The sequence below is a fragment of the Ruegeria sp. E1 genome (assembly GCF_056534225.1).
In genome coordinates this window covers 212,655-236,862 of record NZ_JBQFPE010000008.1, presented here as the reverse complement: position 1 = coordinate 236,862, position 24,208 = coordinate 212,655, and the positions used below count along the sequence as shown (strand labels likewise).

Below are 24,208 nucleotides of genomic sequence, written 5' to 3'. Positions count from 1 at the left end.
GAACCGGCATCTCCCAACCAGCAAAATCAACCAGCTTACCGCCGAGCTCAACGTGAAGATCATACAAAGGCGTGCGTTTGGCGTCAGTCATGGCAGATACCTTCTTTTGTTTCTAGTGGTCGGGACGCATGCCCGTCAGTCTGACCCAAGCAGCATATATTGCAACGATTCAGCCTGGAATTTTAGCAATTCAGTTTCACCGGAACAGACCTGTATACGAGCGTATGCACCAACAATGTTCCTATAGGAAACTTTTTTCCGTTAGGCAACATCCCCTTTTCAGAGCCCCGACAAACACGTTACACTCGAAAACGTCGGACAAACTTGAACGCCGCTTACTGAAGGTCAAAGCCTTGGTAAACCAGTATTTTTGCCATGCCTTATTGCGCAGATTGACCCAAAGATCGAACGGCTTGATCCAGAACGTTCAGACCAGCGATCAAGTCGTTTTCAGAGGTGTCCTCGGCGAAATTGTGGCTGATTCCATCAATTGACGGCACAAACAGCATGGCAACCGGTATCAGGCAGGCCACGTTTGTTGCATCGTGCAATGCGCCCGACGGCATATTTCGCCATTTGCCCGGCGCGACATCTTCAGCAGCCGATTCCAGAGCCGCGCGCAGGGTCTGATCCATTGCAATCGGCTCCAGCCCCAGCAGCCGACCGTAAGACACGGTCTGGCCCATTTCCTGAGCGATCTCTTGCGCGGTTGCGCGAATGATCTCCTCCATGCGTGCTAAACGATCACTGTCGCCATCGCGCCACTGCATCGAGAACCGCGCCCGCCCCGGTACAATCGAGGACGCGTTTGGGTGCAGATCGACACGCCCAATGGTCCAGACAGTCTGCGGTGTCACTACGTTCCGGAACCGGTCATTGATCCGGCTGTTGAATGCCGAGACCGCCTGAAACGCGTCTTTGCGCAGGTGCATGGGCGTGGTGCCTGCATGGTTTTGCTGGCCCTCAAAGGTGATGGTCATATCGCGGATGCCGACGATTTCCGTCACTACGCCGATCTGATCGCCCTGCGCGTCCAAGGCGGGGCCCTGTTCGATATGCATCTCGATATAGCCTGTGAACCGATCCGGGTCGATGAACTCACCGGACAGATCGCTCATCGCTGCCCGCGCATCGCTGAACGTCATGCCGGACGCATCGGTCAGCGTATCGGCACGGTCCAGCGGCAGGGTTCCAGACCAGATGGCCGACCCTGTTGTGACGCCAAAGCGCCCCTCTTCATCCTGAAAACTGACGACCGAGACGGGCCTGTCGCTTGCGCGTGCCACTTCCAGCGCGGCGATGACACCCAGCGCGCCATCCAGCCAGCCGCCTTCGGGTTGGCTGTCGGAATGTGATCCCATCAGCAAAGAGGGTCCATTTGCCAGCCCGAACAGGTTGCCAACAGGGTCATAATGCGGCGTCAGGCCAGCCTCGGCCATGCGACCCGCCAGCCAGCGACGCGCGGCGATATCAGCGTCCGAATAGGCGGGACGGACAACCCCCTTGCCAACTCCTGATGCGCCGAAGCGGCGCAATTCATGCAGGTCTGCAAGAAAACGGTTCGGGTTTAATGTCATGGCAATCCTCGTGTCAGTGCGTCTGACCATAGCGGCAACAGGGTTCGAGGCAATCGGTATGCGAGGGGCTTTTTGCCTTTCCGGTGCGAAACCCCTCTGGTCCCGGCCCGGAACCTGCCCTAAGACTTCGGCGCAAGAGGGACCGACATGTCACATATTACACTGGTGCGCCACGGGCAGGCCAATACTGCGGCGCGCGACGAAAAGAACTATGACAAGCTTAGCGATCTGGGGCATCAGCAGGCGCGGTGGCTGGGCGGGCATCTGCGCGACACCCAAGCGTTTTACCCGCGTGTCTATTGCGGCACCCTGACCCGCCATGTGGAAACCGCCGCCAGCATGGGGCTGAGCGAACCGGTTCGTGACGCGCGGCTGAACGAGATCGAGTATTTCACGCTGGCGCAGCTTTATCAGGACCAGCACGATGTTCCGATCCCAACCGACCGCAAGGGGTTTGTCGACCATCTGCCCAAGACATTCAACGCCTGGGCCAACGGGGACATCCGCAACACGCCCGAGACCTTTGAGCAGTTCGAGACCCGCGTGTCCGATGCCCTGCGCGAGATCGGGACCGAGGGCGGGCCGGCGATTGTTGTGACCTCGGGCGGTTTGATTTCGATGGTGGTGCGGCAGGCGATGGGTCTGGATATCCCTTCAATGGCCCGCGTCGCCCTTGCCATCATGAACACATCGCTGCATCGTCTGCATCCGATTGGCGCACAACTCAGCCCAGTTTTGTTCAACGCCGTGCCCCATCTGGAAGCGCCCGACCGGCACTTTGCGCAAACCCATCTGTAAGGAGGCCCCCGATGCAGCTTTATTACGCCCCTCGCACGATCTCGGTCGCTGTGGCAATCGCGCTGGAAGAGGCCAATCTGGAATACGAGGCAATCAAGCTGGATTTTGCCGGGGGTGAGCAGACCAAACCCGCCTATAAGCAGATCAATCCCAAGGGCCGTGTTCCGGCATTGGCGGTGGATGGTGGCATTCTGACCGAAACTGGTGCTTTGCTGGATTATGTTGCCGCGATTGCTCCGCAAGCCGGGCTGGTGTCCAGTGACCCGGTTCTGGCTGCGCGGATGCGTGAGGTGATGTATTACCTCGCCTCGACCATGCATGTGAACCACGCGCACCGGTTGCGCGGGCACCGCTGGGCCGACAAGAAATCCAGCTGGAAGGATATGAAAGACAAGGTGGCGCAGACGATGACCGCGTCATGCGACTATATCTCGTCCAACGGTCTGCGCGGACCGTTTGTACTGGGCGAGGCCTTCTCGCTGGCCGACGCCTATCTGTATGTCGTCTGCAGTTGGCTGGAAGGTGACGGCGTAGATGTATCAGCCTTTCCAAAGATCCTTGCCTTCCGCGACGCGATGGAGGCGCGACCTTCGGTGCAGGCGGTGCGCGCTGCCGGGATGCTCTGACAAAAGGAATGACAATGACACATCTCTGGGTCCGGGCAGAACAGCGCCCGAACGAGGAACGGGTCGGGCTGACCCCCGAAGGCGCTGCCGCGCTGATCTCGGCAGGCATCCGCGTGACGGTCGAGGAAAGCTCGGTGCGTGCCATCCCGCTGGACGGTTACAAGGACGCTGGGTGCGAAATCGCAGCTGAGAACACATGGCCCGACGCCCCGCGCGATGCGATCATTTTCGGCCTCAAGGAATTGCCCGAGGACGGCACGCCTTTGCCCCACCGCCACATCATGTTCGGCCACGCCTATAAGGGCCAGCATTCGGGCCGCGCTCTGTTGCAGAGGTTCAAGGCGGGCGGCGGAACGCTCTATGATCTGGAATATCTGGTGGACGAAGATGGCCGCCGGGTTGCGGCCTTCGGCTATTGGGCCGGGTATGCAGGCGCGGCTGTGACGTTGAAAACATGGGCTGCGCAACAACGTGGACAGGAATGCCCTTCGGTCGGTGTGTATCCGAGCAAAGACGCCCTGAACTCTGAACTGCTGGGTGAACTGGACGCCACCGGCACGCGCCCAACCGCCATTGTCATCGGTGCGCTGGGGCGGGTGGGCACCGGGGCTGCCGATCTGTGCGAAGCGATGGGCATCAACGTCACGAAATGGGATATGGCCGAAACTGCCAGCGGTGGCCCCTTTCCCGAAATCCTGAACCACGATCTGTTCCTGAACTGCATCTTCGCGCGTCCCGGCACGCCGGTCTTTGTCCCGCGCGAGGCTCTTACTGGCCCGCGCAAACTGACCGCCATTGGCGACGTGGCTTGCGACCCGGACAGCGATTACAACCCGGTGCCGGTCTATGACCGCGCAACAACGTGGGATGCACCCGCCTTGCGCGTGGCTACCGATCCGGTGCTGGACGTCATGGCCATCGACAACCTGCCCTCTATGCTGCCGGTCGAAAGTTCGGAAGATTATGCCGCGCAACTGCTGCCCTCGCTACTGACGCTGACCGATCTGGAAAGCGGCGTCTGGGGACGCGCCGACGCAACCTACAAAACACATATCGAAGGGATCTGAGCGATGACGATTCACTGGTGTGGCACCGGCCTCTCGGCCATTCCCGGCCTGCGCCGTCTGATCGAAAGCGGGCATAATGTCGTTGTCTGGAACCGGACCATTGAAAAGGCAAAGACCGAGGTCGGAGACCTGACTGACGACATCCACGCCTTTAACATCGACGCGCTTAGCGCGGTGTTGAACAAGGGCGACGTGATCGTATCCATGCTGCCCGGCGACTGGCACGTCCCGCTGGCAGAGCTGGCGATCTCCAACGGCGCGAACTTCGTCTCATCCTCCTACATCGCGCCCGAAATGCGCGCGCTGGACGACAAGGCCCGCGAGGCTGGCGTGGCGCTGGTCAACGAGGTTGGGCTGGACCCCGGCATCGACCACCTGATGGCCCATGCGCTGGTCGCCGATTATCGCGCCTCGGATGCGTTCGATGCGCAAAACCACCTGAGCTTCATTTCCTATTGCGGTGGCATTCCCAAGAACCCCAACCCGTTCCGCTACAAGTTCAGCTGGTCACCGCTGGGTGTTCTCAAGGCACTGCGGTCCCCGTCCAAATCCATCCGCGACTATGCCCCGCTGGACGTCGCGCGCCCGTGGGACGCGATCAGCAGCTATATCGCTCCGCTTCCAACACCCGAAAGCTTTGAGGTTTATCCCAACCGCGATTCCCTGCCTTTCATGGTAGAATACCAGTTCGAGGATCACTGGACCGTCAAAGAATTCGTTCGCGGCACCCTGCGCCTGAACGGCTGGGCCGATGCGTGGTCGGATGTCTTTACCGAGATCGAAACCCTGTCCGGCCCGGAAGGTGACACCCGACTGAAAGAAATGTCGGATCAGTTCTGGGCCGAGAACGCCTATGACGAAGGCGAACCCGACCGCGTGGTTCTGTGCGTGGGGCTGAAGGCCGAGCGCGACGGCATCCCGGTCTGGCACAAAACCTATGTCATGGATGCATGGGGCGACGCGCGCGGCAGCGCGATGGCCCGTCTGGTATCGATCCCCGTCTCACTGGCCGTCGAAGCCGTCCTGAACCGCGCCATCCCGGCAGGAGTTCACGCAGCCCCCAGCGATCCGAAACTGGTTCAGGGCTGGATGGCCGAGATCGACACGCTGGCGCAGCACTTGCAGGTGGTGGATCATCTGAGCAGCTAGGAACCACTGTTTTGAGTCAAGACCAACTCGGCCCATTGTAGTTGGTTTTGGCGCACATATTCAGGAAACATGCGGTCCAGATCGGACCTAACCCGCTCTTCCAGTCTACCTTTAGGCGACCCATCACTTTGCAAGCTGATGCAGTCCAACGCGCGGCTCAACACGATGGCTTTTGAGGCAAGATTGCTGGCGTTGCGCCCGTCTTCTATGGTGCTTAGGGCATCTAGGTACCGTAGGTAGATCGTGAACTTCACATTGTGTTTGGTATAGATGTTTTCTTGCGGCGCGCTGGCTTCAGGCTCGGTGGACTGAATTTCACGCCAGTCCGGGAATAGTTCTACCAGGGAAATACCTGTGTCTTCACAGCTGGGCATTTCTTTCGCGCCATAGTCATCGGCAAGCATTCGGGGACACTCAGATCCCGCGGCGCGGCAGGCTTCAAAAAACTTCCTGCGGTCATACGTGTTATTGGGCTCAAGCCGCAGCGCTTGCGCAAAGGCAAGGGCAGAGGCGCGATATTCGTGGTCTTGCAATCTGAAATAACCCGCATAGCTCCACGCCCAACGACCTACAGAGTAGTTGTCGACAGCCTCAAACACCAACTGCCTGAGCCCGCCCCATCGACCCTGACTGCGAAACAGCTTGGCTTTGGTTTCCAGTGAATAGTCATTGCCGGGATCAAGTGTCAGCGCCTGATCTATCATATTCAGCGCATCCGGAAAATTCTTCGTGCGGGCCAGGATCAAAGCCTTCCACTGCCACGGGACAGGGCTTTCGGGATCGGCTGCAACCGCCAGATCCGCCTCGTCCAGCGCGGCATCCCAGTCTTCCTGCAGCATATGCACCCGCATCTTGTGCCGGTGGATCAGCGACCGGGTAGACGGTTCATGCGCTGTCCATGTCAGCAGAACATCGCAAGCGGCGAGTTTCTCCTGTGGGTCAGCTTTGCGGAAATTGCAGGTCTCGATCAGTTTTTTGTGCTCGGCGCTCAGGAAGAACACGCCACCAATGGCCAGAAGAACCAAAACGGTTAGCCAACGGATAAGTTTCAATCTGCGTTTCGGGGAACCAGAGGAGTCTTCGGACGTCATTTAATCAACCAAAAGAATATATGCGCCCAACCCTAGGCAGATTGGTTGAAAACTGTCCATGCCATCGCGAACCGATGGCGGAGAAATCCGGACCTGTGTCATCCCTGCCTGTGATCCCTCAGACCCAACTTACTAAAAGGGCCACTCCGCCCATGCGGAATGGCCCTGTGGGATTGGTCCACCGATAGTGCGAAATCAGATGTAACGCTCGATGGTTTCCTCGATTTCGCTGCGGTTCAGCCCAAGCTCTGCCAGATGTTTGTCAGACAGGCTGTTAAGCTGTTGGGCGGCGCGGACGATATCCTCTTTGATCGAGTTGATCCGCCGTGCCCGGTCAAACAGTTGCAGCGCACTGGGTGGCGGGCTTTGGTCAATGAACTGGGGGACATCCAGCATGGGTGCTACCTCGTAAAACTGGTTGCGTTTTGGCCTTTCGCGGAACGCGATCAAGCCTGTGACGGATAGGGGGCGTTGTGATAAACGCTCTGATAGGCGCGCTGCTTGATCTCGTCGCGCGGGATGCCGATATCCTCAAGCTGGTCGTCGCTAAGCCGTTCGAGGTCGCGGACCGTTTTGGAATAGATCCGACGGCGAAACTGCTCGACCTTGGCGTCGGCGTAATTCGAGAACAGTCCGAAAAATGGGGCTTTCCGGGCGGGTGCTGTGTGGGCGTATGCCATGTCGTTTTCCTCCAAGTTTCAGCGTCTGTGCTGATGATGAACTTGATAAAAGAAGTCGACATTAACGCCGCCCGAGAGCGGGATTAACGTTTATTAATGTTGGCTGAATGACCCGATGGCCCTTACATCAGGTCGCTTTCGACGTCCTCTGCCGAAATGCCCAGCGCATCCAGACCGTTTTCCAGATGGTCCGACAAATGCGGTGTTCCTATCAGGTAGTCAGCGCAAGGGGTCGACGCTTCGGTTTTGGCGGTGGCGATAGCCTCGGCCAGATCCTCGGCAAAAAAGCTTTCACGCCCGACCCACATGACGGCAACCAATTCGGCCTGTTCATCCTCGCTCATGCGGTCGATAAAGGCGCGCAGCTCGCCCTCGGCGCGGTCCAGTTCACGCCCCATCATGGCGACCTGAGCGACTTTTCTTACCGAGATTTCCAGCATTCGACCAACTCCTTGCATTCGCGGTTCGGATCCATCCAAACCACCCCGCAAGGGTGCCGTCTTTGATCTTACGCAAACGCGTGCTCATTGCTGCCGCGACCGGGATAAGAGGCGTGCCGGAGCCGGGACCGAACGAAAGGGCACGAAACGCGCTTTTTTGAACCACAATCTGGCGGCCTGCCACAGGATCAGGGTAAAGGCCCGGCGCGCACCAAAGGGCCGTCGCACCAAAGCCCACAGGATCGCGCGATTGCCAAACTTGTGACGCGTGCCGATCAGGGTCGCGATCAAACCGCCATTGTCCCGAGTGTAGTCGATCCAGACGCCAACCCTGTCGGCGCGGTAGTCAAAACGGAACGTATAGGTTCCCTCGATCTTTTGAAACGGCGACACATGCATCAGTTTGTCGGCGACGATCCGGTTGGAAGGATCGATGGGTGACAGATCGGGTTTGTGGCACAGATAGCTGTGCCTTGTGCCAAAGGTATTCGTTACTTCGGCGACGACGGCATATAGCCGTTCTTTTTCGTCGAAGCAGAACCAGAAACTGACCGGATTGAACACATGGCCAAGAACGCGGGGCTGCGTCAGCAGCATGATGCGGGCGGGTTGGGGCAGCTTCATTTCGTCAAATTGCGCCCGCACCCATGCGACCCCGACCCCCTTGCCCGGTTCACCACCATGATCCCGGCTTCGCCAATTGGTTACATTGGTCCGATTGATCGAGAACAACAGCGGTGTACTCGGCTCTGCCTCGGGATCAAAAAGCACATAGTCCACCGAATAGCGAAAAGCGTTTTCGATCGCGCCTTTCCGCCCGTGATAGGTATGGCCTGCGATATGATCCACCTTGTTCATCTTGTTCTGTTCCAATCGCCCCGTAAGATACTCAGGCGCTTTGATTTTCCTTGAGGTAACGTATCAGAGAATACGCGCTCTGGCGCGTCCCGGATTAAAAGTTTTATTGAAAGTGATCCATGCTTGGGCGCGCCGCGTAATGCGGTTATGTTTATCGAAACGGACAGTGCGACCCTGGATATACCGTCGGCCGATCCCGGTCGTGCGAGCCCGCGGACCGCAAAGACACCTTTCAGGGGTAAATCGGTGAACGGATCGAAGAAATCCTGCGATGCGCGGCAAGAGTGGGTTCAACACATCAGGCGTATCCGGGACACGCAGGATCAGGCGGCGTTTGCCGAGTTGTTTCAGCATTTCGCGCCACGGGTCAAAGCGTTTCTGATCAAATCTGGATCAGACGCGACCACGGCTGAAGAATGCGCGCAAGAGGTGATGGCGACCTTGTGGCACAAGTCGCATCTGTTCGATCCGACCCGCGCGACCGTGGCGACCTGGGTGTTTACGATCGCCCGAAACAAACGCATCGACGTTTTGCGAAAGCAACGCCGGCCCGAACCCGAAGAATTGGGATGGGGCCCCGAGGCCGAGCCGGACCAGGACGACGTCATTGCGCTGCAACAGGAAACCGCGCAGCTGCGCACCGCTTTGACAGCGTTGCCAGAGGCGCAAAGAGAACTGATCGAGAAAGCCTATTTTGGTGATCTGAGCCATCGCGAGATTGCATCGCAGACCGGATTGCCACTGGGCACGATCAAATCACGGATAAGGCTGGCGCTGGACCGCTTGCGCCATGCGATGAACTGAGATGACGAAGATGAGCAAGGAAATCAAACATCACCTGACAGACGACCTACTGATGGCCTATGCCGCAGGATCGCTGCCCGAAGCGTTCGATCTAATGGTCGCCACGCACCTGTCGCTGTGCGACCATTGCCGTGCCCGGGCCGAAAGTTTTGATGCCGTCGGCGGTCATGTTCTGGAAGATCAGGCTGCTTCGTCCCGGATGGACGAAGGCTCACTGGCCGCCACAATGGCATTGATTGCAAAGGGTGCTCCGACTGCCAAACCTGCAAGGCCGTCCTGCTCGGTCCTGCCCGCTCCGCTGCAGGATTATGTGGGTGGCGATGTGAATGCGATCCGTTGGAAATCCATTGGCATGGGGGTCAAACAAGCGATCCTGCCAACAACGCGTGAGGCCACGGCGCGGCTTTTGTTCATCCCTGCCGGATGCGCTGTTCCTGATCACTCGCACAACGGCACTGAACTGACCATGGTTCTGCAAGGTGCGTTTTCGGATGAGGTGGATCATTTTTCCCGCGGTGATGTCGAGATCGCCGATCAGGATCTGCATCACACGCCAACGGCTGACATATCCGAGGATTGTATATGTCTTGCCGTTACCGATGCCCCGCTGAAATTCACCAAGCTGATGCCGCGCCTGTTTCAGCCCTTTCTACGGATCTGAGGCTCAGCCCTCGGTCTTGCCCAAAGGTACGACATTGCTGTGATCGTCGGGAGCGAGCTCCTCGAAATCAAAATTATCCAGCCGTTGCGCCCGACGGCCAGCTTTTTCAGCGCTGATCTTGATTTCCGAGATATCTTTGGCCGCCTGCCCAAAATGGCGGTCGAGGTTCGATACGCGATCCCCCAGTCGATCCACATCCTTGTGCAGCATCCCCAGTTCCTTGCGGATCGCGCCCGCCTGTTCACGCATCCGCGCGTCTTTCAGGATCGCGCGCATGGTGTTCAGCGTTGCCATGCAGGTGGTGGGTGAGACGATCCAGACGCGTTTGGAAAAACTCTCCTGCACCAGTTCGGGGAATTTGGCGTGTAGCTCGGCATAAACCGCCTCGGACGGCAGAAACATCAGTGCCCCATCGGCGGTTTCGCCGTCCAGAATGTACTTCTCGGCAATGTCGTTGATATGCTTGCGCACTGTGCTGCGGAACATCTGCACCGCCGCTTTCAACTCCATATCATTGGTCGACCCGATCAGCGCCTCATAGGCTTCCAATGGGAACTTGCTGTCGATCACGATCGGCCCCGGAGGGTTCGGCAGGTTGATCAAGCAATCCGCCCGCCGCCCGTTCGACAGCGTCGCCTGCAGCTGAAAGCTGTCCGAGGGCAGCGCCTTTGACACGATGTCATTCAGCTGAATCTCTCCGAACGCCCCGCGCGTCTGCTTGTTCGACAGGATATCCTGCAGCGACAGCACATCGCCCGACAGTTTGGTGATGTTGTCCTGCGCCTTGTCGATGGCCGCCAGACGTTCCTGCAATTGCGTCAGCGAGGTCGCGGTCTGCTTTGATGAGCCATGCAGAGATTCCTTCATCCGTTCCTGCATCTCGGCCAGCGCACGCGCAGACTTCATAGCGTTGTCCGCCAGCCGGTCATTCATCTGCTGCTGCACCGAGGACAGGCGGGATTCGACTGTCTGGATCACCTGCACCTGTGCGTTGGCCTGCGTGTCCGAGACATGCTGCAACCCGCCCCGCAACTGCTCCTGACCCTGCCCCAACTGCTGCACGTGCTGGCCCAGATGTGCCATTTGACGGGTCAGCGGCTCGGCCATCCGGGCAGATCGTTGCGATGCGCGCAGAGACAGAAACAACAGCAGCAGGATCAGTGCGACCACACCGCCCACGGTCAGAACCACGGGGTCATTTAGCGCATATTGGGTGCCAGCAATCTCGATCATGTCGCCTCGAATGTTCTTGTTTTATTCTTCATAGCGCCTGCGCGCAAAGGGATCAACTCCGCCCGAACAGACGTTCGATATCGGCCAGTTTCAGTTCCACATATGTCGGTCGCCCGTGATTGCATTGGCCGGAATGGGGCGTCGCCTCCATCTCGCGCAGCAGGGCGTTCATCTCTTCGGCCCGCATCCGGCGACCTGACCGGACCGAGCCATGACAGGCCACGCGACTAAGGATCGCCTCGATCCGCGCCTGTACTGTCTGGCTTTCGCCCTGATCGGCCAGTTCGTCGAGGATATCGAGGATCATCGCCCGTGCATCGACCTCGCCCAGAATGGCCGGAGTTTCGCGCACGGCAATGGCACCTCCGCCGAAGGGCTCCAACGTCAGCCCAAGGCGCGACAAGTCTTCAGCAACGGCCATCAGGCGGGTGCAATCGCCGTCGGACAGATCGACAATCTCGGGGATTAGCAGCGCCTGCGCGGCGACACCATTCTCAGCCATCTGCCGTTTCAGCTTTTCATAGACCAGCCGCTCATGCGCTGCGTGCTGGTCCACAATCACCATGCCATCTGCCGTCTGGGCGATGATGTAATTCTCGTGCACCTGCCCGCGCGCTGCGCCCAAGGGCAAGTCAACCGCCGGGGTTTCGGGCGTGGGGTCAGACACAGGTTCGACAACGCGACCGCTATAGTCTTGAGACATCTCCGCAAAGCCCGGTGCCTGCGCCCGATACGCCACCTGCCGCGCCGCAGGCGAAGGGCGGTCCATCTGATAGACCCGCGCCGGTGCAGGTTGCGCCGGTTCGGGCCGCATCGCGCCCAGCGTCGCATTGGCCACGGTCGAAGACGCCCGGTGCCCCGCCTCGGCCAGCGCGTGACGCAGGGCCGAGACAATCAGCCCGCGCGCAACCCCGGGGTCGCGGAACCGAACTTCGGATTTCGCGGGATGCACGTTCACATCCACCAAGGTCGGATCGCAATCAATGAACAACGCCGCCGCCGGGTGGCGGTCGCGGCTGAGGAAATCGAAATACGCCGCGCGCAAAGCCCCTGTCAGCATCTTGTCCCGCACCGGGCGGCCATTCACGAACAGATACTGCGCAACCGCAGCACCGCGTGAATAGGTCGGCAATGCGGCATAGCCATACAGACGGATGCCTTCTCGGGTGGCATCGATCCGCAGCGCATTCTCGGCAAATTCGCGCCCGATCACGCGCGCAAGTCGAGCGTGCAGAGCATCAAACAGATCACCGTTCTCACGGTCGGCGCGGAAGGTTACGCGACCCTCGCCCCCGCCTGACACATCGCGCAGGGTAAAAGTGATGGCGGGCTCTGCCATCGCCAGACGTTTCACGGTGTCACTGATCGCCTGCGCCTCGGCCCGGTCGGTGCGCATGAATTTCAACCGCGCTGGTGTCGCAAAGAACAGATCGCGCAGTTCGACAACGGTGCCCGCGCGCAGGGCTGCCGGTTTGACCGCCTCCATCTTGCCGCCCGCCACAAGCACCTGCGCCGCCTCGGAACCGGGCACGCGGCTGGTGATGGTCAGGCGACCCACCGCGCCCAGCGACGGCAGCGCCTCGCCCCGGAAACCAAAAGTGTGGATATTCAGCAGATCCGAGCCATCGATCTTGGACGTGGCGTGGCGGGACAAGGCCAGGGGCAGATCTTCGGGTGCGATACCACAGCCATTATCCGTGACGCGAATCAGCGTCTTGCCCCCATCGGCAATGTCGATGGCGATCCGATCGGCCCCCGCATCAATGGCGTTTTCCACCAGTTCCTTGACCGCTGAAGCCGGACGCTCAACAACTTCGCCAGCTGCGATCCGGTTGATCGCCGCATCATCAAGTTGCCGTATCACCGGTCGATTTTCGCCGATATTGGGGTTCGCCTGCGCCATACCCCCAAACCTAGCATGAGCGTGAGCGATTCTGCCACCGAATTGAGATAAAGGCTGCGGTAAAAAACAAGATGTCCGGTCGCTGTAATCACGTCGACAAGGGGGAAGCGAACGTGATGATCAGCGACCGGACATTCCAGTGTGAGTGGTGGTCGTCCTGTTAACAATTGAACAATGGTTAACACGTGCCTGGGAATAAATCTCATTAAGAATGAAAGATTGTTTCTGTTTGGCGAAGTTCAGCCGAGGCTCTGCGGAAGCGATTGGCGTGAATATGCCAAGTCAAGTGGTGCTTGGCGCACCAGAGCGGGTTCGGCAGGGCCCAAACAGGGCAGTCAGCGCAAGAATCACTCCCGACATGGTCGCGATCATGCCCGCAGCGCTGACCGCATCGACGCCACCCAGCCACAACGGCCCGTAACCTGCCAGAACATAGCCTGACACAGCAGAGGTGATCGCAAATACCACGCTCCAGCCGATCTGCGCCTCAAGCCGGTTGGTCATCATCCGTGCGGCGGCCGGGGGGCAGATGAACATGGCGATCACAATGATCGATCCGACCGCGTCAAACGCAGCAACGGCGGCGATGGCTGCGGTGACGACCAGCCCCATGCCCAGCGCCCCGGTGCGAATGCCCATGGTGCGGGCAAAGCCTTCGTCAAAGGTCGATATCTTCAGCGGTCGCCAGAACAGCCATGTAAACAGGACAACCCCAAGCAAGGTCACAGCGATGCGGGGCAGTTCCGGCGGCAAGCCTGCTAGGGCAACCGGGTCCAGCAGCGAGGGCCAACCGGTCGCATCCAGCCAGATCAGGCTTTCAAGATTGCCGTAGAGCGCATGTTCCACGTCCAGATGCACGGTCGAAGTATCGGTTTGTTCCAATAACAGAACACCGCCTGCGAACATCGTGGTAAAGACGACGCCCATCGCGGCCCCGGGTTCGATCTTGCCCAGACGCCGGATCGCCTCGATCATCACCACCGCAACAATGGCCGCCCCGGCTGCGCCCAGCATCATCGGCCAGGTTGAGATTGCCCCGGTCAGCAGGAAGGCCAACACAATTCCCGGCAGCACCACATGGCTGATCGCATCCCCGATTAGGGCCTGTTTGCGCAGCACCAGAAAGTTACCCGGCAGGGCACAGGCGATTGCCGCGAAGGTCCCGATCAGCAAAGGCGTCAGGGACAGAGGGACAAATTCCGCGCCACTCATGTCGCAACTCCTTGCGGGCTGCCGATGCGGCGGTCGACCTCGGCGATCTGGTCTCGGGTCAGGACGGTCTCTATATCGCGTAGCCCGTCATACAGCACAGCGGTTGCCTCATGCGTCTGGTCGGCGCGCACGACGGCCCATCGTCTTTCGTCCCGCAGGGCTTTGGCCGCACGGGCCCGTCCCGCTTCGGTTGGCATGCCATCGGCGCGCAGCAGACCGGCGCGCCGCAGCAGACGCAGGGTCAGTGGTTCATAGATCGTCTGCCCCTGTGCCAGCGCCAGCAACCCCTGTCGGATATGCACCCGTCGCTGAAAGCGCAGGTGGCGCAGAACGGCGGCCAGAACACCCCGCACCGGAGCCAGCAACAGCGAGATCGCAAAAAAGCCAAAGCTGACCAGCACAATGATCGGCCCTGTCGGCAGGTTGGGCGCTGACGCGGACAACGCCGCGCCCAGATAACCCGATAGCCCGCCGGTCAAACCCGCCAGCAAAACCACCCGATCCGCGCGTTCGGACCAGAAACGCGCCGTCACCGGTGGGATGATCAAAAGCGCTACGATCAGGATCAGACCCACGATCTTGAGGCCGACAACGGTAACGGCCATGACCAGCCCCATGATCGCCAGATCGACCCGATTGACCGGCACGCCCCGTGCGGCGGCGTATTCAGGGTCAAAGGCCACCATCATCATCGGACGGCGAATGATCATCACCAGAGCCAGCGTCGCGGCCCCTCCGACCGCGATGATCATCGCATCAGCCCAAAGCATTCCTGCGGTTGAGCCCAGCAAAAAACCCTCGAGCCCGGCCTGCCGACCAACGCCCATGGTTTGAATGACCGTCAGAAGAACGATGCCAAAGCCGAAGAATACAGACAGCACCGCACCGATGGCGGCATCCTCGGCCAGTCGCGTGTTGCGGGTCAGCCAGTTCATGCAAAGCAGCCCGACCCAAGCCGAGATCGCCGACCCCGCGAGCAGGCCCAGAAGATTGCGCCCGTCGCCTCCCAGCGCGACCAGCACCATGAAGGCAAGACAGACACCCGGCAGGGTTGCATGACTGATGGCGTCGCTGACCAACGCGCGTTTGCGCAGAAACAGGAATGTCCCCGTCACCCCGGCAGATATGCCCAGCAACGTCGCACCGATGGCGACCAGCGTGGCGTTATAGCCAAGCTGCAGGGTCAGAGCGTCCCACACCATGTGCTATCCCAATGCGCGCGAAATCTGGTCGATCTGAGCGGTTGCCAGACGACCTCCGTAGGCGGCTTGCAGGGTTTCGGCGGTAAAGGCCTCAGCCACCGGCCCCTCGGCCACTTTGTGCGTGTTGATCAGGAACACATGGTCGAAATAATCAGTGACTGTCGCCAGATCATGATGCACGGCAACCACGGTCTTGCCGGACTCTTTCAGGGATTTGAGCACGGCAATGATCGCCTTTTCGGTCGCGGCATCGACCCCGGCAAAGGGTTCGTCCAGCAGATAAAGGTCTGCGTCCTGCGCCAACGCACGGGCCAGAAACACCCGTTGCTGTTGGCCACCGGATAGTTGCCCGATCTGCCGGTTGGCAAAATCGCGCATTCCCACCCGGTTCAGGCAGTCCATCGCGCAGGACATGTGCCGCGCACGGACACGACCCAGCAAGCCAAGCTGTCGCGACAGCCCCATCAGGACCACATCGATCACGCGGGTTGGGAAATCCCAGTCGACACTGGCCCGCTGAGGCACATAGGCGATCCGCGCGCGCTGCTGCTCCAGCGGCTGACCAAAGACCGTCACCTGGCCCGATAAGGGCTTCACAATTCCCAGCGCAGCCTTGAGCAGCGTCGATTTACCTGCTCCGTTCGGCCCGATAATCGCTGTCATCGCGCCGGGTTCCACGGTCATATCCACCGAGAAGACAGCAGGCTTTTGCCCGTAGGAAACAGTCAGCCCGCGGATGGCCAGCGGGCTGGTCTCGGGCCGCTGGTCTTCGACAGGTTCGCCCAGATCACTGACCAGATCCAGCATCCGTCAAAACCCCACTGACAGTTTTGCATCCATTCCGGCGGCGGGAACATCTCCGCCCAGCGCCCTGGCTATGGTGGTGATGTTGTGATCAAGCATCCCGACATAGGTGCCCTCATAGGTACCCGCCTCGCCCATCGCGTCCGAGAACAGCTCGCCGCCCACTTTGACCTCGTGGCCTTTGGCTGCGGCCCCTTCGATCAGCGCCCGCATGGATCGATCCGAGACCGAACTTTCGACAAACACCGCCGAGATTTGACGGTCGACCAGCAGATCAACCAGTTCACCGATCCGGTTCAGGCCCGCTTCGGACTGCGTCGAGATGCCCTGAATGCCCAGAACCTCGAATCCGAAACTGTCACCGAAGTAGCCAAATGCGTCATGCGCAGTGACCAGCACCTTGTTGTGTTCAGGCACGCTGCCCAGCGTTTGCTGCGCATAAGCTGTCAGCCGGTCCAGATCGGTCAAATGCGCCTCAGCGTTGGCCGCAAAGGTCTCGGCGGCTTCGGGCCGCGCCTCGGTCAGGGCTTCCTGCACTTCGGCCACCACATCGCGCCACAGATCCGGCGTCATCCAGACATGGGGATCGTATTTGTCGGCATAGTCGTCATGGGCGCGCAGGTTCGCCGGATCGATCCCTTCGGCCACCGCAACGACGCTGCGTTTTTCGGCGAGATTGTGGAAAAAACCCTCCATCTGTGCCTCGAGATACAGACCGTGCCACAGAACCAGATCGGCACGGGTCATGGCCACGATGTCGCTGCGGGTCTGGCGATAGGCATGGGGATCGACGCCCGGGCCCATAAGCCCCCTGACCTCGACCTGATCTCCGCCGACTTGACGTGCGGCGTCGGCAATCATGCCGGTCGTGGCAACAACCTGCAAAGGTGCCTGAGCCCAGGCAGCGACGGGCAAGGTTGCCGCAATTGCCATAGCCGCAAGAAAACTGCGCCGAATCATGTTCGACCCTTTCTCTGAGTGACGTCTTTGGAATGAATATGCGAACCATTCGCAACTAAGTCAATGCTATTGAGAATAATTCGCAAGAAGGCGCCTATTTTGTCCATTTGGTCAAAAAATTTTCCGATCCAGCGCCTGCGCATCTTCCATTCGGACGCGTCCCGTGCGATTTTGGCGCAAATCTCCCAAAGGACGCGATGATGGAAACGCAGAGCCCCGTGCGCACCGCGCATCTGCCACAAGTGACCGAACCCCGGAACCCGGGCATGGATCTGGACCTGGACTGGGTGCGCGCCGTGCAGGCCAACACCTCAGCCATCGAACGCAGGGCTGCGACACTGCCCGGTCGTCGGTCGGTAAAGAAGGACTATCAGGCCGCGTGGCTGCTGAAGGCGATCACGATGATCGACCTGACGACACTGGCAGGCGATGACACAGTAGGCCGCGTGCGCCGCCTGTGCGCTAAGGCACGCCAACCGGTTTCGCCCGCAGTGTTGCAGGCTCTGGATATGCCGCCGATTACGACCGGAGCCGTCTGCGTGTATCACGACATGATCGAAACTGCGGTCGAGGTGCTGAAAGGCACCGGCATCCCAGTGGCGGCTGTGTCCACCGGGTTCCCGGCGGGCCTGTCGCCCTTTCACCTGCGCGTGGCCGAGATTGAGGAAAGCGTAAAGGCCGGGGCCGAGGAAATCGACATCGTGATCTCGCGCCGCCATGTCCTGTCGGGTGATTGGCAGGCATTGTACGATGAGATGAAGGCCTTTCGCGCCGCCTGCGGCGACGCCCATGTCAAGGCAATCCTCGCCACCGGAGAGCTGGGCAGTCTGCGCAACGTCGCCCGCGCCTCGGTCGTGTGCATGATGGCAGGGGCGGATTTCATCAAGACCTCAACCGGCAAGGAAAGCGTCAATGCAACTTTGCCCGTGTCGCTGGTAATGATCCGCGCGATCCGCGATTTCTATGATCGCACCGGGTACCGCGTCGGCTACAAACCGGCGGGTGGGATTTCAAAGGCCAAGGACGCGCTGGTTTACCTGTCGCTGATCAAGGATGAACTGGGCGACCGTTGGCTGGAACCGGACCTGTTCCGCTTTGGCGCGTCGTCTCTGCTGGGCGATATCGAGCGGCAGTTGGAGCATTATGTGACGGGCGCGTATTCCGCCGGTCATCGTCATTCACTCGGCTGAGCCTCTGACAAACGTCAGGACAGTGAGTATTTGGGAAAAGATGAAGTCATGAGCGTTAAAGAAATCTTCGAAACCATGGACTATGGTCCTGCCCCCGAAAGCGCTGCCGAGGCTCTGGCCTGGCTGGTCGATCAGGGTGACAAGTTCGGTCACTATATCGACGGGGCGTTCACCAAGCCCGGCAAAGGCTTCGAAAGCCGCAACCCTGCGACCGGTGAGGTTCTGGCCAAGTTGACCCAGGCCAAGCAGGGTGATGTGGACACCGCCGTGGCTGCAGCGCGTAAGGCGCAACCCAAATGGGCGAAGCTGGGCGGTGCAGGGCGGGCGCGGTATCTTTATGCCATTGCACGGCTCTTGCAGAAGTATTCCCGCCTGTTTGCTGTGCTGGAAAGCATGGACAATGGCAAGCCGATCCGTGAGGCACGGGATATAGATATCCCGCTGGCGCAGCGGCATTTCTACTACCACGCGGGCATGGCACAGTTGATGGAGAGCGAGTTGCCTGACGCTGAGGCTTTGGGCGTGTGCGGGCAGATCATCCCGTGGAACTTCCCCCTGCTGATGCTGGCCTGGAAGATCGCGCCTGCAATTGCGATGGGGAACACGGTGGTTTTGAAACCGGCCGAGTATACCTCGCTGACCGCCCTGCTGTTCGCTGATATCTGCTCGCAGGCCGGGCTGCCCAAGGGCGTGGTCAACATCGTCACTGGCGACGGCGCGGTGGGTGAGATGATCGTAAACGCGGACGTGGACAAGATCGCCTTTACAGGCTCGACCACCGTAGGTCGGCGTATACGTGAGGCGACCGCAGGCTCGGGCAAAGAGTTGACCTTGGAGTTGGGCGGCAAGTCGGCATACATCGTGTTCGACGATGCTGATATTGACTCAGCCATCGAAGGTCTGGTCGACGCGATCTGGTTCAATCAGGGGCAGGTTTGCTGCGCAGGCTCGCGCTTGTTGGTGCAGGAAGGCATCGCTGATCACTTCCACGACAAGCTGCGCGCGCGCATGGACAAGCTGCGCGTTGGCGATCCGCTGGATAAATGCATTGATGTGGGTGCGGTTGTGGACCCGGTGCAATTGCAAACCATCAAGGGCATGGTTGACAGCAACACCGCTGGCCATGTGCATCAGGCGGCCTGCGATCTGCCCGAGAACGGCTGCTACTACCCGCCTACGCTGATCTCGGGCCTCGAAACGTCCGATCCGCTGATGCAGGAGGAGATTTTTGGCCCTGTTCTGGTGTCCTCCACCTTTCGCACGCCGGAGGAAGCGGTCGAACTGGCCAACAACACCCGCTATGGACTGGCCGCGACGGTCTGGACCGAGAATGTGAACCTCGCGCTGGATATCGCGCCCAAGCTGGTTGCCGGTGTGGTCTGGGTGAACGCGACCAACCTGTTCGACGCTGCAGCCGGATTTGGCGGTGTGCGCGAAAGCGGCTTTGGTCGCGAAGGCGGCTGGGAAGGGCTGGCGGCCTATACCAAGCCCAAAGGCAAGGCCAAGCCGTTGGCGCGGGTGGAAGCGGTGATGGGCGAAGGTGCCCCAGTCGATCCCATCGATCGTACCGCCAAGATGTATGTCGGCGGCAAGCAGGCGCGGCCCGATGGCGGCTATTCGAAGCCTGTCTGGGGCAAATCTGGCCTGTTGGGCCATGTCGGTCTTGGCAACCGCAAAGACGTGCGCAACGCGGTTGAGGCTGCGGCGGGCGCCAGGGGTTGGTCCAAGACTACAGGCCATCTGCGAGCGCAGATCCTGTACTACATCGGCGAGAATCTCTCGGCCCGCGCGGGTGAGTTTGCTGCGCGTATCGATGCCATGACCGGCAAGAAGGGCGGTGCCAAAGAGGTAGAGGCCTCGATCCAGCGCCTGTTCACCGCTGCGGCCTGGGCCGACAAAAATGACGGTCAGGTCCACGGCGTGCCGATCCGGGGCGTGGCGATTGCGATGAAGGAACCGGTGGGCGTTATCGGCGCGTTATGTGCGGATGAGGCACCTTTGCTGGGTCTGGTTTCGGCCATGGCACCCGCGATTGCGATGGGCAACCGGGTGGTGCTGGTGGCATCCGAGCCCTATCCGCTGGCCGCAACCGATTTCTATCAGATCCTTGAGACCTCGGACGTGCCTGCGGGTGTGGTCAACATCCTGACCGGCACTCATGCGGAACTGGCGAAACCGCTGGCCTCGCATCTGAACGTGGATGCGGTCTGGTCCTTCTCTTCCACAGATCTGTCGAAAGAGATCGAAGCCGTATCTGCCGGGAACCTCAAGCGCACATGGGTCAATAACGCGACGGCAATTGACTGGAGCATGGACCATTCCCGCCGCTTCCTGCAGGCTGCGACCGAGGTTAAAAACATCTGGGTGCCCTACGGCGAGTAGGGCTCCCGTCAGCGGAGGCCCACATGGATTTCTCAGGAAAAACCGTCATCGTCATCGGCGGCACCAGCGGTATCAATCGCGGCATTGCCGAGGGTTTTGCGGCCTCGGGTGCAAAGCTGGCGGTGGCAAGCCGGTCGCAGGAAAAGGTCGATGACACCATTGCCGCGCTGAAAGCCGCAGGCGCAGAGGACGCGATCGGGGCGGCGTTTGATGTACGGGATCCTGAGGCTGTCGCTAAGGGCCTCAAGCAATTTCACGATGCATTTGGTGACTTCGACGTATTGATCTCGGGCGCGGCGGGGAACTTTCCGGCACTGGCCGCCGAGATGTCGGTCAATGCGTTCAAGACGGTGATCGATATCGACCTGATGGGCACAATTCATGTGATGAAGGGGGCCTATCCCTATCTGAAACGCCCCGGCGCCAGCATCATCAATATCTCGGCCCCGCAGTCTTATCTGCCTTACGAAGGTCAGGCCCATGTCTGCGCCGCCAAGGCAGGGGTTGATCAGATCACCCGTACGCTGTCGATGGAATGGGGCGTTGAAGGCATTCGTGTGAACTCGGTCGTGCCGGGGTTCATCGAAGGGACCGAAGGGGCCAAACGCCTTGCGCCCACACCCGATGCCGGAGAAGCCCTACGCCGCGATGTGCCATTGGGCCGCTGGGGGCAGCCCCAAGACGTGGCCAATGCGTGCCTGTTTCTAAGCTCTGATCTGGCGAGCTATATCAGCGGCACGGTTCTGGCCGTGGACGGCGCGCTCTATCAGCGTGGATCGGGCAAATTTGGCCAGATGATGGGACAAATGCTGCGGGATATGAAAAAGGGCTGAGCAACGCTCAGCCCCCCTGTTCAATTTGTGGTCTCAAGACCCACCGGTTTGCCTACCACGGTGAAATGCAGCCCATCCGGATCCAGTAGTTCAGAGGCGACGCGATTTACGTCATCCAGAGTTACCGCATTCACCTTGTCGTTGCGGGTGGCGATGTAGTCGATGGGCAGGCCCTGCATCTGCATTCCAACCATGATGCCAGCGATTTGTCCGTTGCCATCAAACCGCAGCGGATAGGCCCCGGTCAGATAGGTCTTGGCATCGTCCAACTCCTTCTGTGTCACACCTTCGGTCGCGGCGCGCGCCCATTCGGCGCGGATCACCTCGACCGCGTCGGCGATCCGGTCATTGGCGGAAGACACCGACCCCAGATAGACCGAGGCCAGATCTTTGGGCACCAGAAATGTCGAAACGCCATAGGTCAGGCCGCGCTTTTCGCGCACTTCCTGCATCAGGCGGCTTTCGAAACCGCCGCCGCCCAGGATGTGGTTCAGGATGAACGCGGGAAAGAAATCGGGATCGTCGCGATCAATGCCTGCGTGCCCGAACAGCGCGACCGATTGCGGTGTATCGAATTCGACAACACTGACACCGCCCGGGATGGTAACGTCAGCCTTGCCGGGGATCGGTTTGCCCGCTGCGGGCAGGTCGGCCAGCAATTCGTCCAGCAACACGCCAAGCTCCTCGGCGGTAATATCGCCAACAGCACCGACATACATGCGGTCGCGGGCAAAGACACCGTCATAAGCGGCCACCACATCCTCGCGCGTCAGGGCCGATACGCTTTCGATCGTGCCCTTTCCTTCGGTGCCGTAGGGATGATCGCCATAAGCCATTTCCGCGAAATGACGCCCCGCGATGTCATTCGGATCGGTCTGATCGGACCGTAAGCCAGACACGACCTGCGCCTTCACCCGGTCCACAGCGTCCTGATCAAAACGCGGCTCGTGTATCGTTGTGCGCAGCAGATCAACTACCTCATCGCGGTTTTCAGTCAGGAACCGGGCAGAGATCGACACTGTGTCATCTGTCGCGTTATACCGGAACGACGCCGCAAGCGATTCCAGCTCGCGCGCATAGGTCCGGGCGTCCATGTCGCCCGCGCCTTCTTCGATCAGGCCGCTCATCAAATAGACCGCCCCGCGCTTGTCCGGATCATCCAACGAGGTACCCCCGCGGAACCGCAACTCGAGCGCGGTGAAGGGGATCGAGTGATCTTCGACCAGCCACGCTTTGATACCTGCAGGCGAAGTGACCTCTTGGATTTCGATCTCGGCCCATGCGGGCAGAGCAATGACGAAAGCAATCAGCGTTACGAAAAGCCGTTTCATTGAGTCACCTCATCATCGCGCATCAACCATCCGGTGACGGATGTTTCGGGCTGGATCACCTCGCGGGCGGCGGCGATGATATCCTCGCCCGTCACCGCCTGCAGGATATCCGGCCAGGCCTGCACATCCTCGACCGTCAGGCCGCTGGTCAGCGCGCGGCCATAGCGGTTGCCGATGCCGTCCACGTTATCGCGGGCATAGGTCTGGGCTGCGCGCAACTGCATCTTGATCCGGTTCAGATCGTCTTCGTTGACGCCCTCAGCGATGAAATCGGCCACAACCTGATCCATCGCATCCTCCGCCTCTTGTAGCGACACACCCTCGGCAGGGACGACGATCAGGTCAAACGTGGTGTCATCCAGCGAAACGCCGCGATAGAAGGCACCGGCATAGACGACCTTTTGCTGCTCGAATTGCAGCTTTTCGTTCAGGTAGGATGTGGTGCTGCCGCCCAGAAGGTCAGCCAGCAGGAACAAGGCGGCGGCTTTTTCCTGCGCGCCTGCGTCACGCTCGGGAGCCAGATAGCTGCGCTGCACGTAAGGCTGCGCCACGCGCGGGTCTTTATAGGTCAGGCGGCGTTCAGCAGTTTGCGGCGGCTCTTGCGAGCGGACGCGTTCGGGCAGGTCCGGATTGGCCGGGATCACGCCGTAATACTGTTCCGCCAGCGCCTTGACCGCATCCGGTTCGACATCACCCGTCACAACAAGAATGGCGTTATTGGGCGCGTAATGGGTCTGGTAGAACGACAGGGCGTCATCCATGTCCAGTGTTTCCATCTCGTGCCGCCAGCCGATGATTGGCACCCCATAACGGTGATTGAGGTATTGTGCCGCGCTCATCTGCTCACCGAACAGGGCACGCGGGTTGTTTTCGGTGCGCTGGTTGCGTTCCTCAAGGATCACATCCCGCTCGGTCACGATGTCGCTTTCGGTCAGACGGATGTTGCGCATCCGGTCCGCCTCCATCCGCATCATCAACTCAAGCCGGTCGGCGGCGACACGCTGAAAATAGGCGGTGTAGTCATACGAGGTGAACGCGTTGTCATTACCGCCGTTGGCCGCGACGGTTGCTGAGAACTCGCCTGCTTCCAGATCATCGGTGGCCTTGAACAGCAGGTGTTCCAGAAAATGTGCCACTCCGGACGAACCGATAGGTTCATCTGCCGAACCTGCCCGATACCAGACCATATGCTGCACGACGGGGGCGCGGTGATCTTCGATCACCACCACATCCATGCCGTTGTCCAGCGTAAAGGTCGTGACCGCCTCGTGCCCCTCTTTGGCGAAGACAGGCGTCGCGGCCATCAGGGCGGCCGTCAATGCAAGGGCCCGAACCATGGGGCTTCCTCCGTTTCGTTTCAGGTTTCAAACTACGGTGGTGCGGCCGGTGTTCAAGGGCGATGACGGA

23 protein-coding genes are annotated in these 24,208 nt (G+C 59.9%); 9 read left to right on the top strand and 14 right to left on the bottom strand.

The genetic code is table 11. The features are described 5' to 3' along the window. Positions 1–380: 380 nt before the first annotated feature. Complete coding sequence (locus ACR0FG_RS12585; protein WP_480893364.1) at positions 381–1,577, bottom strand: Zn-dependent hydrolase; 1,197 nt, start codon at positions 1,575–1,577, stop codon at positions 381–383. 147 nt (positions 1,578–1,724) lie between these two features. On the opposite strand from ACR0FG_RS12585, the gene ACR0FG_RS12580 reads away from it, so the two are divergent. The 4 genes from ACR0FG_RS12580 to ACR0FG_RS12565 are packed head-to-tail and all read left to right on the top strand — an operon-like array spanning position 1,725 to position 5,217. After that, positions 1,725–2,375 (top strand): histidine phosphatase family protein, encoded by a 651-nt coding sequence (locus ACR0FG_RS12580; RefSeq protein ID WP_480893363.1) that lies wholly within the window; start codon positions 1,725–1,727, stop codon positions 2,373–2,375. Between the two features lie 11 nt (positions 2,376–2,386). Continuing rightward, a complete protein-coding gene (locus ACR0FG_RS12575; protein WP_480893362.1) occupies positions 2,387–3,001 on the top strand; it encodes a glutathione S-transferase family protein in 615 nt (204 codons plus the stop codon). 14 nt (positions 3,002–3,015) lie between these two features. Then, entirely contained in the window at positions 3,016–4,068 is a 1,053-nt protein-coding gene (locus ACR0FG_RS12570; RefSeq protein WP_480893361.1) for a saccharopine dehydrogenase, read from the top strand. Positions 4,069–4,071: 3 nt separating this feature from the next. Continuing rightward, entirely contained in the window at positions 4,072–5,217 is a 1,146-nt protein-coding gene (locus ACR0FG_RS12565) for a saccharopine dehydrogenase family protein (protein ID WP_480893360.1), read from the top strand. Here the strand turns inward: ACR0FG_RS12565 and ACR0FG_RS12560 are convergent. The 5 genes from ACR0FG_RS12560 to ACR0FG_RS12540 all read right to left on the bottom strand — a co-directional run bounded on the left by ACR0FG_RS12560 (position 5,214) and on the right by ACR0FG_RS12540 (position 8,286). After that, positions 5,214–6,269 carry a tetratricopeptide repeat protein gene (locus tag ACR0FG_RS12560; RefSeq protein WP_480893359.1) on the bottom strand — a complete coding sequence of 352 codons (1,056 nt, stop codon included), beginning with the start codon at positions 6,267–6,269 and terminating at the stop codon, positions 5,214–5,216. The two genes, ACR0FG_RS12565 and ACR0FG_RS12560, sit on opposite strands and share 4 nt — an antisense overlap. A gap of 234 nt (positions 6,270–6,503) precedes the next feature. Next, positions 6,504–6,704 (bottom strand): DUF1127 domain-containing protein, encoded by a 201-nt coding sequence (locus tag ACR0FG_RS12555; RefSeq protein ID WP_170710920.1) that lies wholly within the window; start codon positions 6,702–6,704, stop codon positions 6,504–6,506. 50 nt (positions 6,705–6,754) lie between these two features. Next, on the bottom strand, positions 6,755–6,988 hold the full coding sequence (locus ACR0FG_RS12550; protein ID WP_170710921.1) for a DUF1127 domain-containing protein: 234 nt from the start codon (positions 6,986–6,988) through the stop codon (positions 6,755–6,757). Positions 6,989–7,110: 122 nt separating this feature from the next. Further along, positions 7,111–7,428: a DUF3775 domain-containing protein gene (locus tag ACR0FG_RS12545; RefSeq protein ID WP_480893358.1), complete on the bottom strand. Its 318-nt coding sequence runs from the start codon at positions 7,426–7,428 to the stop codon at positions 7,111–7,113. A gap of 84 nt (positions 7,429–7,512) precedes the next feature. After that, complete coding sequence (locus ACR0FG_RS12540) at positions 7,513–8,286, bottom strand: DUF1365 domain-containing protein (RefSeq protein WP_480893357.1); 774 nt, start codon at positions 8,284–8,286, stop codon at positions 7,513–7,515. Between the two features lie 147 nt (positions 8,287–8,433). Between ACR0FG_RS12540 and ACR0FG_RS12535 the strand changes: the two genes are divergently transcribed. Further along, positions 8,434–9,090: a sigma-70 family RNA polymerase sigma factor gene (locus tag ACR0FG_RS12535; protein ID WP_480893356.1), complete on the top strand. Its 657-nt coding sequence runs from the start codon at positions 8,434–8,436 to the stop codon at positions 9,088–9,090. A 10-nt stretch (positions 9,091–9,100) separates the two neighbouring features. Next, positions 9,101–9,751: a ChrR family anti-sigma-E factor gene (locus ACR0FG_RS12530; protein WP_170710925.1), complete on the top strand. Its 651-nt coding sequence runs from the start codon at positions 9,101–9,103 to the stop codon at positions 9,749–9,751. A 3-nt stretch (positions 9,752–9,754) separates the two neighbouring features. Here the strand turns inward: ACR0FG_RS12530 and ACR0FG_RS12525 are convergent, their stop codons facing one another. The 6 genes from ACR0FG_RS12525 to ACR0FG_RS12500 all read right to left on the bottom strand — a co-directional run bounded on the left by ACR0FG_RS12525 (position 9,755) and on the right by ACR0FG_RS12500 (position 17,065). Then, positions 9,755–10,984: a DNA recombination protein RmuC gene (locus ACR0FG_RS12525; protein ID WP_480893355.1), complete on the bottom strand. Its 1,230-nt coding sequence runs from the start codon at positions 10,982–10,984 to the stop codon at positions 9,755–9,757. A 52-nt stretch (positions 10,985–11,036) separates the two neighbouring features. Further along, positions 11,037–12,887, bottom strand: coding sequence for a DNA mismatch repair endonuclease MutL (mutL, locus tag ACR0FG_RS12520; RefSeq protein WP_480893354.1), 1,851 nt, complete (start codon positions 12,885–12,887; stop codon positions 11,037–11,039). 282 nt (positions 12,888–13,169) lie between these two features. Further along, positions 13,170–14,099 carry a metal ABC transporter permease gene (locus tag ACR0FG_RS12515; protein ID WP_480893353.1) on the bottom strand — a complete coding sequence of 310 codons (930 nt, stop codon included), beginning with the start codon at positions 14,097–14,099 and terminating at the stop codon, positions 13,170–13,172. Continuing rightward, on the bottom strand, positions 14,096–15,301 hold the full coding sequence (locus ACR0FG_RS12510) for a metal ABC transporter permease (protein WP_480893352.1): 1,206 nt from the start codon (positions 15,299–15,301) through the stop codon (positions 14,096–14,098). Before ACR0FG_RS12510 ends, ACR0FG_RS12515 begins: the two co-directional genes overlap by 4 nt. A 3-nt stretch (positions 15,302–15,304) precedes the next feature. Beyond that, entirely contained in the window at positions 15,305–16,108 is an 804-nt protein-coding gene (locus tag ACR0FG_RS12505; protein ID WP_480893351.1) for a metal ABC transporter ATP-binding protein, read from the bottom strand. Between the two features lie 3 nt (positions 16,109–16,111). Next, complete coding sequence (locus tag ACR0FG_RS12500) at positions 16,112–17,065, bottom strand: metal ABC transporter solute-binding protein, Zn/Mn family (protein WP_480893350.1); 954 nt, start codon at positions 17,063–17,065, stop codon at positions 16,112–16,114. A 200-nt stretch (positions 17,066–17,265) separates the two neighbouring features. Here ACR0FG_RS12500 and deoC point away from each other — a divergent pair, with 200 nt between their 5' ends. From deoC to ACR0FG_RS12485, 3 genes are read left to right on the top strand one after another with little or no spacing between them, the layout of a single operon-like run. After that, the gene (gene deoC, locus ACR0FG_RS12495; RefSeq protein ID WP_480893349.1) at positions 17,266–18,255 is read left to right on the top strand and encodes a deoxyribose-phosphate aldolase; all 990 of its coding nucleotides are present in this window, start codon (positions 17,266–17,268) and stop codon (positions 18,253–18,255) included. A gap of 48 nt (positions 18,256–18,303) precedes the next feature. Continuing rightward, positions 18,304–20,637, top strand: a complete 2,334-nt coding sequence (locus tag ACR0FG_RS12490) for an aldehyde dehydrogenase family protein (protein WP_480893348.1) — start codon at positions 18,304–18,306, stop codon at positions 20,635–20,637. 23 nt (positions 20,638–20,660) lie between these two features. Beyond that, entirely contained in the window at positions 20,661–21,470 is an 810-nt protein-coding gene (locus ACR0FG_RS12485) for an SDR family oxidoreductase (protein ID WP_480893347.1), read from the top strand. Between the two features lie 20 nt (positions 21,471–21,490). Here the strand turns inward: ACR0FG_RS12485 and ACR0FG_RS12480 are convergent, their stop codons facing one another. Both ACR0FG_RS12480 and ACR0FG_RS12475 read right to left on the bottom strand, forming a co-directional pair. After that, on the bottom strand, positions 21,491–22,801 hold the full coding sequence (locus ACR0FG_RS12480) for a M16 family metallopeptidase (RefSeq protein ID WP_170710935.1): 1,311 nt from the start codon (positions 22,799–22,801) through the stop codon (positions 21,491–21,493). Next, positions 22,798–24,138, bottom strand: coding sequence for a M16 family metallopeptidase (locus ACR0FG_RS12475; protein ID WP_480893346.1), 1,341 nt, complete (start codon positions 24,136–24,138; stop codon positions 22,798–22,800). The genes ACR0FG_RS12480 and ACR0FG_RS12475 overlap by 4 nt, the downstream gene beginning before the upstream one ends. Between the last annotated feature and the right edge of the window lie 70 nt (positions 24,139–24,208).

What these genes read in the sequence shown, in the direction of transcription:
- ACR0FG_RS12585 (WP_480893364.1), bottom strand. Translation starts at nt 1,577, where the DNA reads ATGACATTAAACCCGAACCGTTTTCTTGCAGACCTGCATGAATTGCGC.
- ACR0FG_RS12580 (WP_480893363.1), top strand. Translation starts at nt 1,725, where the DNA reads ATGTCACATATTACACTGGTGCGCCACGGGCAGGCCAATACTGCGGCG.
- ACR0FG_RS12575 (WP_480893362.1), top strand. Translation starts at nt 2,387, where the DNA reads ATGCAGCTTTATTACGCCCCTCGCACGATCTCGGTCGCTGTGGCAATC.
- ACR0FG_RS12570 (WP_480893361.1), top strand. Translation starts at nt 3,016, where the DNA reads ATGACACATCTCTGGGTCCGGGCAGAACAGCGCCCGAACGAGGAACGG.
- ACR0FG_RS12565 (WP_480893360.1), top strand. Translation starts at nt 4,072, where the DNA reads ATGACGATTCACTGGTGTGGCACCGGCCTCTCGGCCATTCCCGGCCTG.
- ACR0FG_RS12555 (WP_170710920.1), bottom strand. Translation starts at nt 6,704, where the DNA reads ATGCTGGATGTCCCCCAGTTCATTGACCAAAGCCCGCCACCCAGTGCG.
- ACR0FG_RS12550 (WP_170710921.1), bottom strand. Translation starts at nt 6,988, where the DNA reads ATGGCATACGCCCACACAGCACCCGCCCGGAAAGCCCCATTTTTCGGA.
- ACR0FG_RS12545 (WP_480893358.1), bottom strand. Translation starts at nt 7,428, where the DNA reads ATGCTGGAAATCTCGGTAAGAAAAGTCGCTCAGGTCGCCATGATGGGG.
- ACR0FG_RS12540 (WP_480893357.1), bottom strand. Translation starts at nt 8,286, where the DNA reads ATGAACAAGGTGGATCATATCGCAGGCCATACCTATCACGGGCGGAAA.
- ACR0FG_RS12535 (WP_480893356.1), top strand. Translation starts at nt 8,434, where the DNA reads ATGTTTATCGAAACGGACAGTGCGACCCTGGATATACCGTCGGCCGAT.
- ACR0FG_RS12530 (WP_170710925.1), top strand. Translation starts at nt 9,101, where the DNA reads ATGAGCAAGGAAATCAAACATCACCTGACAGACGACCTACTGATGGCC.
- ACR0FG_RS12525 (WP_480893355.1), bottom strand. Translation starts at nt 10,984, where the DNA reads ATGATCGAGATTGCTGGCACCCAATATGCGCTAAATGACCCCGTGGTT.
- mutL (WP_480893354.1), bottom strand. Translation starts at nt 12,887, where the DNA reads ATGGCGCAGGCGAACCCCAATATCGGCGAAAATCGACCGGTGATACGG.
- ACR0FG_RS12515 (WP_480893353.1), bottom strand. Translation starts at nt 14,099, where the DNA reads ATGAGTGGCGCGGAATTTGTCCCTCTGTCCCTGACGCCTTTGCTGATC.
- ACR0FG_RS12510 (WP_480893352.1), bottom strand. Translation starts at nt 15,301, where the DNA reads ATGGTGTGGGACGCTCTGACCCTGCAGCTTGGCTATAACGCCACGCTG.
- ACR0FG_RS12505 (WP_480893351.1), bottom strand. Translation starts at nt 16,108, where the DNA reads ATGCTGGATCTGGTCAGTGATCTGGGCGAACCTGTCGAAGACCAGCGG.
- ACR0FG_RS12500 (WP_480893350.1), bottom strand. Translation starts at nt 17,065, where the DNA reads ATGATTCGGCGCAGTTTTCTTGCGGCTATGGCAATTGCGGCAACCTTG.
- deoC (WP_480893349.1), top strand. Translation starts at nt 17,266, where the DNA reads ATGGAAACGCAGAGCCCCGTGCGCACCGCGCATCTGCCACAAGTGACC.
- ACR0FG_RS12490 (WP_480893348.1), top strand. Translation starts at nt 18,304, where the DNA reads ATGAGCGTTAAAGAAATCTTCGAAACCATGGACTATGGTCCTGCCCCC.
- ACR0FG_RS12485 (WP_480893347.1), top strand. Translation starts at nt 20,661, where the DNA reads ATGGATTTCTCAGGAAAAACCGTCATCGTCATCGGCGGCACCAGCGGT.
- ACR0FG_RS12480 (WP_170710935.1), bottom strand. Translation starts at nt 22,801, where the DNA reads ATGAAACGGCTTTTCGTAACGCTGATTGCTTTCGTCATTGCTCTGCCC.
- ACR0FG_RS12475 (WP_480893346.1), bottom strand. Translation starts at nt 24,138, where the DNA reads ATGGTTCGGGCCCTTGCATTGACGGCCGCCCTGATGGCCGCGACGCCT.